This is a genomic window from Shewanella sp. POL2 (genome assembly GCF_000282755.1).
GTDB lineage: Bacteria > Pseudomonadota > Gammaproteobacteria > Enterobacterales > Shewanellaceae > Shewanella > Shewanella xiamenensis.
Map to the genome: position 1 here is coordinate 74,346 of NZ_AKZL01000010.1, position 13,907 is coordinate 88,252.

Consider the following 13,907-nt stretch of genomic DNA (forward strand, 5'->3'; position numbering starts at 1 on the left):
ATACCGACGCAACGCCAGCTTTGCGCTGCTAAAACCTGTGCACTGCGATATACTGCCAACGTTGATAAAACGCTAATGTTAAACCCCAATTTACCTACCCATCGCGACCACGCTGACAAGAATGCCGAGCCAAATCCATGCCTGATAACGCAACTATTGCCACCCTTCCCGATTCTCAAGGGCATAACTATCGTGCAGATGTGCAGCTCAATCAGCCACAGTGCGATTCAGCTAAACCAAATGAAATCAGGCCAAGCTTACTCGCGCCGAATGCAACCAAGCCGAGTGCAATCGAGCCAAATGCGATTAAGCATGAGTCGGTTGTTGCCGAGCAAAAACAGAAGGTTATTTTTATCGGCTTACCCCGAACAGGGACGACGAGCGTAAGCGTGGCACTATTGGAGCAAGGCTTAAAAGTGGCACATATGGCGTTTACTAAAGCAGCCTTTATGCAGGCTGATGCGATTTCCGATGCGCCTTGTTTTAGCGATTTCAAGCAGTTAGATAAACTCTTCCCCGAGGCCAAATTTGTCTATATTGACCGCGAGTTAGACTCTTGGGTGCCGTCGATGCAGATGTTACTCAGCCGAATGCTGCCACATTTGGATGCCAAAACTGGCCGATTCCACCCAATCATGAAGCGCAGTTTTCGCCATAGCTTTGGCGTAGGAATGGTCGAAAATCCGCAGGATGAACAACATCTTATCGATTGTTATCAACGTCATAAAGCTGAGGTGGTTAACTACTTTGCGGGCAGACACGACTTACTCAGTATCGATGTGAGCCAACAAGGTGCCCTCGGTCAGCTATTGGCTTTTATGGGCCTAGCCGCTAGCGAAAATCAGCAGAACTTTCCTAAGCTCAATGTCGGCCGCAATGTGGCTAGTTGGGATGAATATAAACACCCGAATAAGATCAGCGCCAATGCCTCGGGGCCAGACAAACGTAAGTTCTTTGATTATAAAATCTAGGTTCTAGATTCTAGATTCTAGGTTAATCATTATTTTTCCGACGCTTAACCACAGTTAACCAGTCGAGACTCACGCCCGAAATTGCATTAAAACCGCGGATACGGAAAATAAGTTGCAGTAACTGCGGCCGAGGCCTGACTTTGGGTTCGACCGAGCGCGGAATAAACCACAGTGTCACAAATGCTCGCAGTATGGTCGACACTAAAAACACCACAAAAATCGGGCTACTGAGCCAAGTATTCCAGCCTGACCAGACTAAAAAGTCCGCCGCATGGGAGGCTATCGTGCCGCCAACCATCGCCCCCACAAATACTAATCCCGCACTGAGTGACGCTTGCAACGCTGCATAGGTCGCAAAGTCACTGCGAAAGGGACGAATATCATAAAGGTAATTGGCGGTACTTAAGGTAAAGCCGCTCCACGCCAGCCCAGAAAATGCCTGAATAAGGAGAATATACAGATAGTTATCGGAAAACAGCCATAACAATGGCAAGCTTGGGATCATGCAACTGGTAATAATCATCACCAAACGATTGCCGAATTGATCGCTAAATCGCCCCCAAAACTTTAGCGTCACAAATTGAGTCGCTATCGAGGCCACGCTCGCGAGCACAAACTCGATGTAGCTAAAGTGCAGGTCTTCTAGCATATACACGGCGAAAAACGGCGCCGATATGGCGACCATCGCCTGCATACTGGCCACAAACAAGCTGTACTGGCGAAAGGTTTTATCCTTCCATGCGCCGCGAAAGTTACCAATGGTTTGGATAAACACGCCGCGCTGCTTGGCTTCGCGCGGATCGGGATCGTGCATTTGCAGTAATAACCAAGCCGAGACAAAACGCCCCATGGCGGCAATCGAAAACAGCAGCGTAAAACCCAACCAGGCCATTTGCTGCGAATCGGTCAAGGTCAGAATGCCACCGCCAATAAAGAACACGCTTAAGGATGCGCCCATAGTGAGTCGGGTACGCGCCGCAAAAAAGGCGCCACGGCGACGTTCAGGTACAATCGACCCCATCCACGCGCGCCAATGGGGTTGGATAAGATTAATAAAGCCGTGGTATCCCACGGCGAGCGCGATAAATATCCATACTGCGTGCTCAGGCCGAAAGGCCGCTAACGCGCCCATCGCCAATACCACAACAGCTTGCAAAGCTGCGCAGCAAACGATAAACCCGCGACGGGAAAAATGGCTCGCTAACCAGACAGAAACTAACTGCGACATCGCCCCAAAGAGCTGCGGTAAACCAGTAACAAAGCCCATTTGCGCAAGACTAGCACCGAGAAAAATCGCGTAAGCATTAAAAAAGTTATCGCTGGTTGCCGTCATCATCGACGAGGCAACGGCTTCCTGCTGCGAGCGGCGCAGAGTACATCTTAACCAGAGATTTCTGGCGCTACGGCGCGCACAAGTTAATGCTGCGGGTACTTCGTGGTTGCCCATTCCAAGCCAAATCCATATGAGACTGAGGGTTTTTGATGGGGCAATTATGTCGTATATAAGCAAAAAACAAAACGCCCCGTTTGGGGCGTTTGCTAAAAGAAAGCAGACTAGAAACAGGCTTTAAGTTCAGCCTCTTGGTCGAGCAGGCTTTGATACAAGGTAAACTGATTCGCCGCTCTATCCAGATTATGACCCTCACGGTGCACGTGGAAATACACGTCGCCATTGAGATAATCCGTTAAAAAACGCACGCCGATCATCAGGCAAATGACTCGCGCCCCAAGCCAAAGGCTGCGTTTTTCGACCTCAGTTAATACCTCGGAGAGCTCACTTAAATAGCCACGGCAAATGGCGGCAAAGATCGACTGGCGCACTTTAACATTTTCAAGGGCAGTAGAATCTTCTTCCTCGGGCGAACAGAAGGTACGCACCATATCGCCAAAGTCATACATTAGATGACCTTTCATGCAGGTGTCTAAATCGATAATCGCCATGCTCGACATGTCGCGCTTATCAAACAACATATTGTTGATTTTCGTGTCGTTATGGCAGATCCGCAGCGGTAACTGCGGCGAGATTTCAGCCAGTTCATCCAATAAACTCTGCTGTGACAGCGCATAATCAACCCATTGACGGCACGACCCTAAGCGTTTGGCTTTATCCTGCTGCACCGCTTGGCGCAGCATTTCCATCCGCCCAGGCAAGTGATGAAACTGCGGGATCACATCTTCAAGCTCAGTGGCGTCAAAATCACTTAATGCACAGGCAAAGTGACCAAAAGCCTTGGCGGCCATTTCAGCTTGCGCTTCGGACTTCACCACTTCGATACTTAAACTATGGGGTAAATAACTGATCGCACGCCAAAATCCCTGCTCACCTAAGTCGATAGCAAGTTCACCCTCTTGGGTAAGACAAGGGCTAACCACTTGCAGACCATATTGCTGCTGCAATGCCTTGGCGCATAAATGATGGCTGATCTTATCGGCATTACTCACCAGCGCCTGCGGCGTCTTAAACACTTGGGTGTTAATACGTTGCAGCACCAATTCACCCGTAGGCCAACGCACTAATAAGGTGTCGTTAATATGACCATTCCCTAACGCTGAGATTTTTGCCTCGTCGGCTTCAATTCCAAAATGAGGCAACACTGACTGCCTAATGAGTTTTATCACCCAATAACTCCATTAATTTTTGCTTTACCCAGACAGAATCCTGCGGATAGGTCACACCGAGCCAAGGTTCGCTGGCCACATCAACATAAACGGGTACACCTTGCTCAATTGCCGCCTGAACCACAGCAGGCAAATAGCACTCCGATTTCGGCAATTGGCCCTGTTGTTCAATAAATGCGGTTAATTGCTGTTTAATAACATCAAATATGCTTGGCGAAAAGCCCCAGCAGGTCATGGATACCAGCGACTGTGGAGGAAGCTTTGCTAATCCCATTGGCCCTTCGCCCACAAAACCATCTTCTTGTGCTTGAATATTTAACCACTCGGCGACCGAGCGTAACTGCCCATGCTCAACTTGGCATAAGCCACGGTTTACTCCGCCATGCTCAGATAACGTTAGCTCGATAGGATAAGCCACCATCATCCAATCGTTAGGTCTGGCGGTTAAGCCTTGTGCTAACGAGGCAAAGGCGCTGTCACCGTAAAAATCATCGGCATTGATCACTGCCATTGGCCCTGTTACCCAATCGCGGGCACACCAGAGCGCATGCGCTGTCCCCCAAGGCTTTAAACGATGGCTAAAATCAGCAAGCTTTGCGTCTTGTGGCAAATCACTTAATGACTGGTAGCAAAAGTGATATTCAAAGTTTGCGGGTAAAAACTGCGTCAATATCCCGGAGAGCTCCGCCTCAAGCTCAGGGCGGATCACTAATACGGCGCGCTGAAATCCACTGCGAATAGCCGATAAAATAGATAACACCAACATGGGTTCGCCAGCAGGCCCAAGGGAGGCTAACTGCTTATCGCCGCCAAAACGACTTCCAAGGCCCGCCGCCATAATGACTAAGGTCAAATCTGTATTCATGTGGGATTGAGTTTTCAGTTCGTATTAAAGAAATTTTCCCGAACCTCGCCGTCATCGGCTATGCGAGCGCATGTAACACAAGATCGGAGAAAAAGAGGAGCAAAAGTGTAATCTACCCCTCTAATCCTGACTAGCATTTAAGCTTATTTTTATCTATTTAACGGGCTAAATAAGTTCCAAAGGCACGATTTGGCTCTAAAACCGCTTGGCTGCCTTTGAGGCTGAACTTATAACCACACAAACCAATGCTGCCACGGCGGGCTAAATCGGTAATGATATTAGCGGTATCGAGCGGCGTGAAACGTGCTTCAGTGGCAGAGTCGGCAAGCAAGTCCACAGTGATAGTGCGATACTCAGTGCCATTATTAAACACTAATGCACTACAACTCTTATCACCCTTCGCCGTAGCAATAGACCACAGGTTTTGCGGCTTGTCGCGTTCACCCAACCAACGAATAATTAATACATCTTGCTCTAACGCCACCGAAAAACCGTCGGGCAGATCTAAGGTCACACGATCGCTTGCTGCAATAGGTGCTGAAGGCACCGCTGGCACGACCGATTCGTCTACCTGCGACTCATCAGAACTAGGCCATAATCCCCATACCAGCAAGACTAACAACACAGCGCCCGCACCGCCGCCGACAGGCAACCAGTAACGGCGTTCCAGCTTAGGTAATTTAGGCAACTTAATATAACGACGGTAAGGAGCAAAAAACTCCGCAACGCCCCTAAACAATTCGGTCATAGAACCGGATTCTTTAGCTTCGGCGCGGCGACGACGCACTTCTTCAGCATGCTCGGTGTCATTAAAAACATCAGCATTGTCATCGGGATCAAAGCGCCACACCGGCTCATCACTGTGCTCAGCAGGATCGAGCGGCGCACGCTTAAATTCCTCTCCCTGCAAATCCACTTGAGCTAAATCTACCTCGGCGAGGTCGATTCGCGTTTGCTCTACTCGGCTCGGATTAGCGGGACGAAAATCGGCATGCCCCTCAATTACAGCATCAGGCACCACAAAATCCGCTGGATTGGCAGTCATCTTGGTTAAGGCATCAAAGCGCAGCTCATCTTGGCGCAACACCTCAAGTTCTGGCTCAGCAACAGCAGACGAAATAGTTGGCTCTGTCTGGGAATAAGCTTCTGCCGGAGCCGCAACAGGAATATTTACTGATACATCAGGCACCGCATTTTGCGCAGCAGCCGCCTTTGGCGTGATCACAGGTTCAACTCGGCGACGGGGGATCGCCTGCGAGATAGGCGCATCGAGTGCTGGTCCATAATAACCAAAACGGTAATCCACTATGGTTAGCGACTTCAAACGGGTTCCCCAAAAAGTCGCGCCAGCCCCCAACACTAACCCTAATATCGCCAATACTGGTGGCGCAGCCACAATATACAGCGCCAGTAAAATCAGTAGCGGCAGAATAAAGACTGCAACCAAGGCCTTAGGCTTAGCCGCATCATTTAAACGACGCAGCGCCGTGAGGGCGAGTAAAGGCAGGCCCGCTAACGCTAAAAGATACATGAGAAAGTTCGCCCCAAATGCGGCGACAGCCAGTGATATGCCTAAATAGACACCAACACTGATAGCAACAAAGCGGGGGCGGGAATCACGCCCGTGAAGGCAGAAAAGAGATTTTAACAGCACGACCCTTCCTTTATAGTGAAATAATTCAAGCGCACACGACTCTCAATGTCGCATAGGCATGAGCGTAACGAATTTAGCCGCAATTGTCAGTGCAATAAGACGCTAGATAAGCAAAAATGCTGATTATATCCATCTAAAGCTAAATCAGGCTTAATTCTCAGGCTCAGCAAGGCTTAGGGACGCAGAGATTTTCAGTATCCGATCTTTGAGTCACAGTAAACCGTAAAAATGCACCAACGGCAGCGTTAACTGTCGCAAAACATAAATAGACAACAATTGCTGGCTAACAAGCCCTAGCGTTTTTAAGGTCAAAATCTGTATAATACTCGGCTTTCTGGGCCCTTCTTGCGTTAACCAACTGGATATTTAGCTCATGACCGCACGCGGAAATTTATTTATTGTGTCAGCGCCAAGTGGTGCGGGTAAATCCTCGCTAATTTCGGCATTGTTAAAAGACAAACCTGCCGATATGCAGGTTTCAGTATCGCACACCACCCGCGCGCCACGCCCAGGTGAAGTTGATGGTCAACACTACCATTTTGTTAATGTTGAAGAATTTAAAGCACTGATCGCGCAAAATGCCTTTTTTGAGTGGGCCGAAGTGTTTGGCAATTATTACGGCACATCGCGCCATGTGATTGAGCACACCTTAACTCAAGGTATTGATGTGTTCCTCGATATCGACTGGCAAGGTGCACAGCAAGTCAAAGCTTTGATGCCAGAAGCCGTGGGCGTATTTATTCTGCCACCCTCACGGGATGAGCTAGAGCGTCGCCTGACTGGCCGCGGTCAAGACAGCCAAGATGTGATCGCCAGCCGTATGGCACAGGCGGTTTCTGAAATGTCGCACTATAAAGAATATGATTTTATTATCGTCAATGACGATTTTGACACAGCACTGGCGGATCTGCGGGCGATCATTCGCAGCCAACGCTTAACGGGTGCTAGTCAGATCCACGCGCAAAATGATATGCTTAACGATCTGTTGGCAGGCTAACTGCCATAGTGTACAATTTTGCGTCATTTTTTCCCTAGATAAACTGGAGTTTCAACACATGGCTCGCGTAACTGTAGAAGACGCCGTAGAACAAATCGGCAACCGTTTTGATATGATCCTGGTTGCGGCGCGTCGTGCTCGCCAAATCGCCGTGCAGGGTAAAGACCCTATGGTTGAAGAGATGAACGACAAACCAACGGTTATCGCCCTGCGTGAAATCGAACTAGGTTTAGTGAATGCTCACACTTTAGATGCTGATGAGCGTCAAACTGTGCGTGAGCGTGAAGCTGCTGAAATCGCAGCTGTTGCCGCTATCGCTGAAGGCCGTTCACTATAAGTTTGATTGAGTCACACCTGTTTGGGTAAAGGAGAGCTGCCACTTGTATCTGTTTGAAGGTCTAAAGGAGTCTGCTTCCGGTTACTTAGAACCTGAACAGGTAGAATTGCTCAAGCAGGCTTACCAAGTTGCGCGTGATGCCCATGAAGGGCAAATGCGCACTAGCGGCGAACCTTATATTACTCATCCGGTTGCGGTTGCCCGCATCCTCGCCGAAATGCGTCTCGACCATGAGACGCTGATGGCGGCATTGCTGCATGACACCATCGAAGATACCTATGTCACCAAAGAAGATTTAGCCGAGCGATTTGGCGAATCGGTGGCTGAATTGGTTGAAGGGGTGTCTAAGCTCGACAAGCTGAAATTTCGCGATAAGAAAGAAGCTCAAGCAGAAAACTTTCGCAAAATGATGATGGCGATGACGCAGGATATCCGCGTTATTCTCATCAAGCTTGCCGACCGCACCCACAACATGCGCACCTTAGGCGCGCTGCGTCCTGACAAACGCCGTCGTATTGCCCGTGAAACCTTAGAGATTTACGCGCCGATTGCCAACCGACTTGGTATTCACAATATCAAGACTGAGTTAGAGGATTTGGGTTTTCAAGCCTATTATCCCATGCGTTATCGGGTATTAAAGGAAGTAGTGAAAGCCGCCCGAGGCAACCGTAAAGAACTCATTCAAGGCATTGAGGCTGCGGTGTTAACCCGCCTAAACGATGCGGGCATTAAAGGCAAAGTCAAAGGCCGCGAAAAAAACCTCTACTCCATCTACAACAAGATGCAGAGTAAAGAGCTGCAATTTCAAGAAGTCATGGATATCTACGCCTTCCGCGTGATTGTCGACTCCATTGATACCTGTTACCGCGTACTCGGTGCCATGCACGGCCTGTACAAGCCGCGCCCCGGTCGCTTTAAAGATTATATTGCTATCCCAAAAGCCAACGGCTATCAGTCGCTACATACCTCGTTATTCGGCCCCCACGGCGTACCCGTCGAGATCCAAATTCGTACCGAAGATATGGATCAAATGGCCGATAAAGGGGTTGCGGCCCACTGGGCTTACAAAGGCGGTGCCGATGGTCAAGGTACCACCACGCAAGTGCGTGCCCGCAAGTGGATGCAAAGCTTGCTGGAACTGCAACAGAGCGCCAGCACCTCCTTCGAATTCGTGGAAAACGTCAAAACCGAACTCTTCCCCGAAGAGATTTACGTGTTTACCCCCGAAGGTCGCATTTTAGAATTACCGGTTAACGCCACCGCCGTCGACTTTGCCTATGAAGTCCACACCGATGTGGGTAACACCTGTGTCGGCGCCCGCGTTAACCGCCAAGCTTATCCGTTAAGCCAGCCATTAATCTCCGGCCAAACCGTTGAGATCATTACCGCTAAAGGCGCGCGTCCGAATGCCGCTTGGCTTAACTTTGTGGTCACGGGTAAAGCCCGCGCCAAAATCCGCCAAGTGCTCAAGAGCCTAAAAGCAGACGATGCCATTGCCCTTGGCCGCCGTTTGCTTAACCATGCGCTGGGTAAAACCAAGCTCGATAGCATTCCTGCCGAGCAGATTGATAAAGTCGTGCGCGATACTAAGCACGCCAATTTAAATTCCTTACTCGCCGACATCGGCCTTGGCAATGCCATGAGCATAGTCATCGCTCAACGTTTGATTGGCGATAATTTAGAGAATCAAGAGAGCCGCGATTCTCACCTGATGCCAATCCGCGGCGCCGAAGGCATGTTAGTGACCTTCGCCAACTGCTGCCGCCCCATCCCTGGTGATGCGGTGATTGCCCACGTGAGCCAAGGTAAAGGCTTAGTCGTCCACATGGAAAACTGCGCTAACATTCGCGGTTACCAAGGCGAGCCAGATAAATACATTCCCGTGCAGTGGGACAATGTCGAAGGCGTCGAGTATCAAGCCAATCTGCGGGTGGAAATTGTTAACCACCAAGGCGCGCTGGCGAAGATCACCTCGATTATCGCCGCCGAGGGCTCGAACATTCACAACCTTAGCACCGAAGAGCGCGATGGCCGCGTTTACTTGATTAACCTGCGAATTTCGGTGAAGGACAGGATCCATTTAGCTAACGTGATGCGCCGTATCAGGGTACTGCCCGAGGTGTTGCGTACATCCCGTAATCGTTGATCATTACTTTAGAGAGAGCGTCATGGCAGAAAAAATCATTATCGCGACCGAAAACGCCCCAGCGGCAATTGGCACTTATTCTCAAGCGGTTAAAGTCGGCAACACAGTATATTTATCCGGCCAAATCCCACTGGTGCCAAGCACAATGCAAATCGTGAGCGATGATTTTGAGGCGCAAGTTGTGCAAGTGTTTGAAAACTTAACGGCCGTTTGTACCGCAGCCGGCGGCACAATCAACGATATCGTTAAGCTCAATATCTTCCTGACGGATTTAAGCCACTTCGCAAAAGTGAATGAAATCATGAGCCGTTACTTCAGCCAACCTTACCCAGCTCGCGCCGCTATCGGTGTGAAGCAGCTGCCTAAGGATGCGCAAGTCGAAATGGACGGCGTGATGGAGCTATAAGCTTCAACCGATATGAAAGGCGCTTAGGCGCCTTTTTTATTGCCTAATGCGCCCTGCGGCTCCTGCTCTGACCTGTGATTAAGTTCATTTTCATTTCATACTCGCCCATTAGGCTGTTTTGCAGATTTAGTGATTTTACAATCTTGCAAACTATTTGCGCGGCCTCACAAAACTCGCCATACTGGGCACCTATGTTGGGGTGAAAATAACAATAAAGAACAGGGAATTGCCTATGGATAAAGCGATTAAGACGCCAATTGAAATGCTGGCGCACTGGGCGAATACGCGTGGGGATGAGATTTATTTGCGCCAGCCAATCAAGGGGCAATACCTTGATTTCACTTGGAATGAAGTACAAGAAAAAGTCCAACAACTCGCTGGCGCGTTGCGCCATTTAGGCTTAGAGCCGGGCGATAAAATTGCCGTTCTGTCTAAAAACTGTGCCGAATGGTTTATCACCGACCTCGCCCTAATGCACGGCGGCTATATCAGCGTTCCTATTTATCCGACTGCGAATCCAGATACCATTCGCTATGTATTGCAGCATAGTGGGGCTAAAGCGATTGTCCTCGGTAAGCTCGATCATTGGGCCGATCAAGAAGCCGGTGTCGGCGGCGAATTATTGCGCCTTGCTATGCCCTACGACACCATGCCAGCTCAATATCAATGGGAACAATTGCTCAATATGGGCAACCCGTTGATTGAAGCGCCATTACCCGAACCCGATCAGATAATGACGCTGATTTATACCTCGGGCTCAACGGGTCAACCTAAAGGTGCGATTCAAACCTATGCTAGCTATGGTTGGACTTGCCAAGCGGTTGTGCGCGATTTACGTACCAATGGCAACGACAGATTGTTATCCTACTTACCGTTAGCCCATATTACCGAGCGCGTGGCGATCGAAGGCTCGTCTTTTTATTCCGGCAGTACCGTCGCCTTCGTCGAAAGCTTAGACTCCTTCGTTGCGGATGTGCAGCGCGCTAAACCAACGGTGTTTTTCTCCGTTCCACGGCTGTGGAGCCTGTTCCAAAAGAACATTATCGACAAGATTGGTGTCGGAAAACTCAATCTGCTGCTAAAAATTCCACTGATTAGCAGCCTAGTAAAACACAAGATCCATAAGGGCTTAGGACTCAACCATTGCCGTTTACTCGGCTCTGGCTCAGCGCCTATTCCACCCTCACTCATCCACTGGTATCACAGTATTGGGCTGGATATTTGTGAGGCTTGGGGCATGACAGAAAACTGTGCTTACTCCATCATCAACTACCCTTTCGATGCGCGTAAAATCGGCACTGTGGGTAAACCCGTGCAGGATTGCCAAATCCGCCAAGGTGAAGATGGCGAGCTACTCATTAAGAGCCCAGGCCTAATGACCGCCTATTATCTGCAACCTGAAGCCACCGCGGCGGCCTTCGATGCTGATGGTTTCTTCCATACCGGCGATCTCTGCGCCATCGATGCCGATGGTTGTGTGACTATCACCGGCCGGGTGAAGGACAACTTTAAAACCGCCAAAGGTAAATACGTCGCCCCAGTGCCCATTGAGCGTAAGCTCGCGCAGGATCCCCATGTGGAGCTGATTTGTGTTATTGGCTCTGGTTTGCCGCACCCTGTAGCCCTAGTGCAACTCTCTGAGGGAGCTAACCTACAAGCCCGTGAAGAAGTACGCGCTTCCCTTAAAGCGACACTCGATAGTGTGAATCCACATTTAGAATCCCACGAACATGTGGATGCCATTGTGGTGGTGAGTGAACCTTGGACCATCGAAAACGATGTATTAACCCCCACACTGAAGATCAAGCGCCACGTGCTTGAGAAAGCCTTTAGCGAAAGGGTGGACGGGATCCGTGGTGCTCAAGTACGCTGGGAAGATGAGTTAGTCGCAAAATAACGTCAAAGCGCACCGTTATGATTAAAGCACGCTCTTCGGCGTGCTTTTTTATGACATATTCTGTCAAAGCAAATTAAAAACACGTATCATGTGCGCCTATCAGCGTAAGGTGATACACCTTAAATTAATTCACTCAATCAGGTTTAACAGAGTCCAAAATGCTTATTGCACTTTCAATTATCGGCGGCTTTATTATTTTAACCTTAGGCGCAGAGGCCTTAGTCCGTGGCGCAAGCTCCATTGCACTTCGTCTTGGGATTACGCCGCTGGTGATCGGCTTAACGATTGTGGCTTTCGGTACCAGCGCACCAGAGCTTGCGGTAAGCGTAAAGTCAGCCTTGGCAGGCAATAGCGGCATTGCACTGGGTAACGTGATTGGCTCTAACATCGCCAACATTGGCTTAATTTTGGCAATTACTGCGCTTATTCGCCCGATCCAAGTTCAATCGCAGATGGTAAAACGGGATATTCCACTGATGATCCTCGCTTCTATGCTGTTTTGGGGATTATTGCTAGATGGCGAACTCAGCCTGACTGACGGCATCATTTTATTATCACTCCTTGTCGGCTACTTGGTTTTCAGCTATTTCAGCGCCAAAAATACTACTGATGCCGATGGTGAAGTGATTGAAGAAGGTCCTAAAAATCCATTGCTTTCAATCGCGTTTATTATTGTCGGCATCGGAATGTTAGTCGGCGGTGGCATTTTATTTGTGAATGGCGCTGTTGATTTAGCCAAAGTATTTGGTGTTAGTGAAGTCATTATCGGCCTGACTATTGTCGCTATCGGTACCAGCATGCCAGAGCTAGTGACCTCGGTTTTAGCGGCACTCAAAGGCGAAAGCGATATTGCTATTGGTAATATCGTTGGGTCAAATATATTTAATATATTAGGTATTCTTGGCGTGACCGCCGTCGTTTATCCTGTATCTGGGCTTGGTTTCCAACCCTTAGACTTTATTGTCATGCTGGCGTTAGCCGTAATCATTTTACCCTTTGCTTGGTCTGGCCTACGAATTGGTCGCCGCGAAGGTGCCACGCTGCTTATTGCTTACTTAGGCTACATGGTTTACCTCGTTAACCAAGCTAGCAGCCAAGCGGTAGTCTAACGATTTACGCGTTCACCTTAGCTTACTAAAACACCGGAGCCACTCCGGTGTTTTGCTATGTAGCCATTAAAGAATGACATTTGTCATGCCTAATTGATGACCTTTGTGCCTGCAATCGTGTCGAGGGATTTCTGATAATGAAGCCGTACCCAAGCAATGGGCAATCTCTTCAATAAGGAAATACCATGAAAACACTTTTACTGCTATCAAGCCTTGCCCTCGCCTGCGTGCCAGCGTTCGCGGCTTCGAACTCTAGCCCCAATATCGCTGAGGCAGACAAAGCGGCTAACACACTGAATATTGATAAATTGCAACAGCTCAGCACTGCCACTCAAGATTACGAGGCGGCTTATGCCAACTATCGTTTAGCCATCAGCGCCAATGTGATGGGACAAAAAACAATTGCAGATAATGCCTTAGCTTCGGCTCAAGCGAGCTTAGAAATCTTAACCAACAGTCAAGCCGATGCGGAATCCCTCGCGCTATTATCATCCGTGTATGGTATGCAAATCGCCTTGGATAACAGCAAAGGCGCTGAGCTTGGGATCAAATCCGCTAACGCCATTGCTCAGGCCGAACAGCTGGCACCGCTTAATCCGCGGGTCGCATTAGTGAAAGCGATTGCCGCCTATAATACGCCAGCAATGTTTGGGGGCAGCATGCAAGTTGCCAAGACGCTCGCCAGCAGCGCCATTGAGCGATTTAATCAACCTTGCGAGAACATTTGCTGGGGTGAGGCCGAAGCTTACACTTGGCGCGGACTGGCCAAACAAGAATTGGGGGATATCCAAGGCGCGATGGAAGATTGGCAACAGGCACTGCAAGTGGAAAAAGATTATGGTTGGGCTAAGTTTTTACTTCAGAAAAATCAGCAAATAAGTGCAAAATAACCCCAGAAAAGGCGAA

Annotated in this window: 12 protein-coding genes; 8 read left to right on the top strand and 4 right to left on the bottom strand. The window is 49.2% G+C overall.

Translation table 11 applies throughout. The features are described 5' to 3' along the window. Positions 1 to 137 precede the first annotated feature (137 nt). Positions 138 to 971 carry a sulfotransferase family protein gene (locus SHEWPOL2_RS04260; protein WP_037426405.1) on the top strand — a complete coding sequence of 278 codons (834 nt, stop codon included), beginning with the start codon at positions 138 to 140 and terminating at the stop codon, positions 969 to 971. A 22-nt stretch (positions 972 to 993) separates the two neighbouring features. Here the strand turns inward: SHEWPOL2_RS04260 and SHEWPOL2_RS04265 are convergent, their stop codons facing one another. From SHEWPOL2_RS04265 to SHEWPOL2_RS04280, 4 genes are all read right to left on the bottom strand, one after another. Next, positions 994 to 2,418, bottom strand: coding sequence for an MFS transporter (locus SHEWPOL2_RS04265; RefSeq protein ID WP_037426408.1), 1,425 nt, complete (start codon positions 2,416 to 2,418; stop codon positions 994 to 996). A 107-nt stretch (positions 2,419 to 2,525) separates the two neighbouring features. Next, positions 2,526 to 3,590, bottom strand: a complete 1,065-nt coding sequence (locus SHEWPOL2_RS04270; protein WP_037426411.1) for an aminoglycoside phosphotransferase family protein — start codon at positions 3,588 to 3,590, stop codon at positions 2,526 to 2,528. Next, positions 3,574 to 4,455 (bottom strand): NTP transferase domain-containing protein, encoded by an 882-nt coding sequence (locus SHEWPOL2_RS04275; RefSeq protein WP_037426414.1) that lies wholly within the window; start codon positions 4,453 to 4,455, stop codon positions 3,574 to 3,576. The genes SHEWPOL2_RS04270 and SHEWPOL2_RS04275 overlap by 17 nt, the downstream gene beginning before the upstream one ends. A 157-nt stretch (positions 4,456 to 4,612) precedes the next feature. Next, complete coding sequence (locus SHEWPOL2_RS04280) at positions 4,613 to 6,109, bottom strand: hypothetical protein (protein ID WP_037426417.1); 1,497 nt, start codon at positions 6,107 to 6,109, stop codon at positions 4,613 to 4,615. A 373-nt stretch (positions 6,110 to 6,482) separates the two neighbouring features. Between SHEWPOL2_RS04280 and gmk the strand changes: the two genes are divergently transcribed. The 7 genes from gmk to SHEWPOL2_RS04315 all read left to right on the top strand — a co-directional run bounded on the left by gmk (position 6,483) and on the right by SHEWPOL2_RS04315 (position 13,891). After that, positions 6,483 to 7,106, top strand: a complete 624-nt coding sequence (gmk, locus tag SHEWPOL2_RS04285) for a guanylate kinase (RefSeq protein ID WP_037426419.1) — start codon at positions 6,483 to 6,485, stop codon at positions 7,104 to 7,106. A 58-nt stretch (positions 7,107 to 7,164) separates the two neighbouring features. Next, positions 7,165 to 7,443 carry a DNA-directed RNA polymerase subunit omega gene (gene rpoZ / locus SHEWPOL2_RS04290; protein WP_007651394.1) on the top strand — a complete coding sequence of 93 codons (279 nt, stop codon included), beginning with the start codon at positions 7,165 to 7,167 and terminating at the stop codon, positions 7,441 to 7,443. Positions 7,444 to 7,486: 43 nt separating this feature from the next. Beyond that, complete coding sequence (gene spoT / locus SHEWPOL2_RS04295; protein WP_037426421.1) at positions 7,487 to 9,589, top strand: bifunctional GTP diphosphokinase/guanosine-3',5'-bis pyrophosphate 3'-pyrophosphohydrolase; 2,103 nt, start codon at positions 7,487 to 7,489, stop codon at positions 9,587 to 9,589. Positions 9,590 to 9,611: 22 nt separating this feature from the next. After that, positions 9,612 to 9,995, top strand: a complete 384-nt coding sequence (locus SHEWPOL2_RS04300; protein WP_011624341.1) for a RidA family protein — start codon at positions 9,612 to 9,614, stop codon at positions 9,993 to 9,995. A gap of 232 nt (positions 9,996 to 10,227) precedes the next feature. Beyond that, on the top strand, positions 10,228 to 11,892 hold the full coding sequence (locus SHEWPOL2_RS04305; RefSeq protein ID WP_037426423.1) for an AMP-binding protein: 1,665 nt from the start codon (positions 10,228 to 10,230) through the stop codon (positions 11,890 to 11,892). A gap of 158 nt (positions 11,893 to 12,050) precedes the next feature. Further along, positions 12,051 to 13,001: a calcium/sodium antiporter gene (locus SHEWPOL2_RS04310; RefSeq protein ID WP_037426425.1), complete on the top strand. Its 951-nt coding sequence runs from the start codon at positions 12,051 to 12,053 to the stop codon at positions 12,999 to 13,001. A gap of 185 nt (positions 13,002 to 13,186) precedes the next feature. Beyond that, positions 13,187 to 13,891: a hypothetical protein gene (locus SHEWPOL2_RS04315; RefSeq protein WP_037426427.1), complete on the top strand. Its 705-nt coding sequence runs from the start codon at positions 13,187 to 13,189 to the stop codon at positions 13,889 to 13,891. Positions 13,892 to 13,907: the final 16 nt, after the last annotated feature.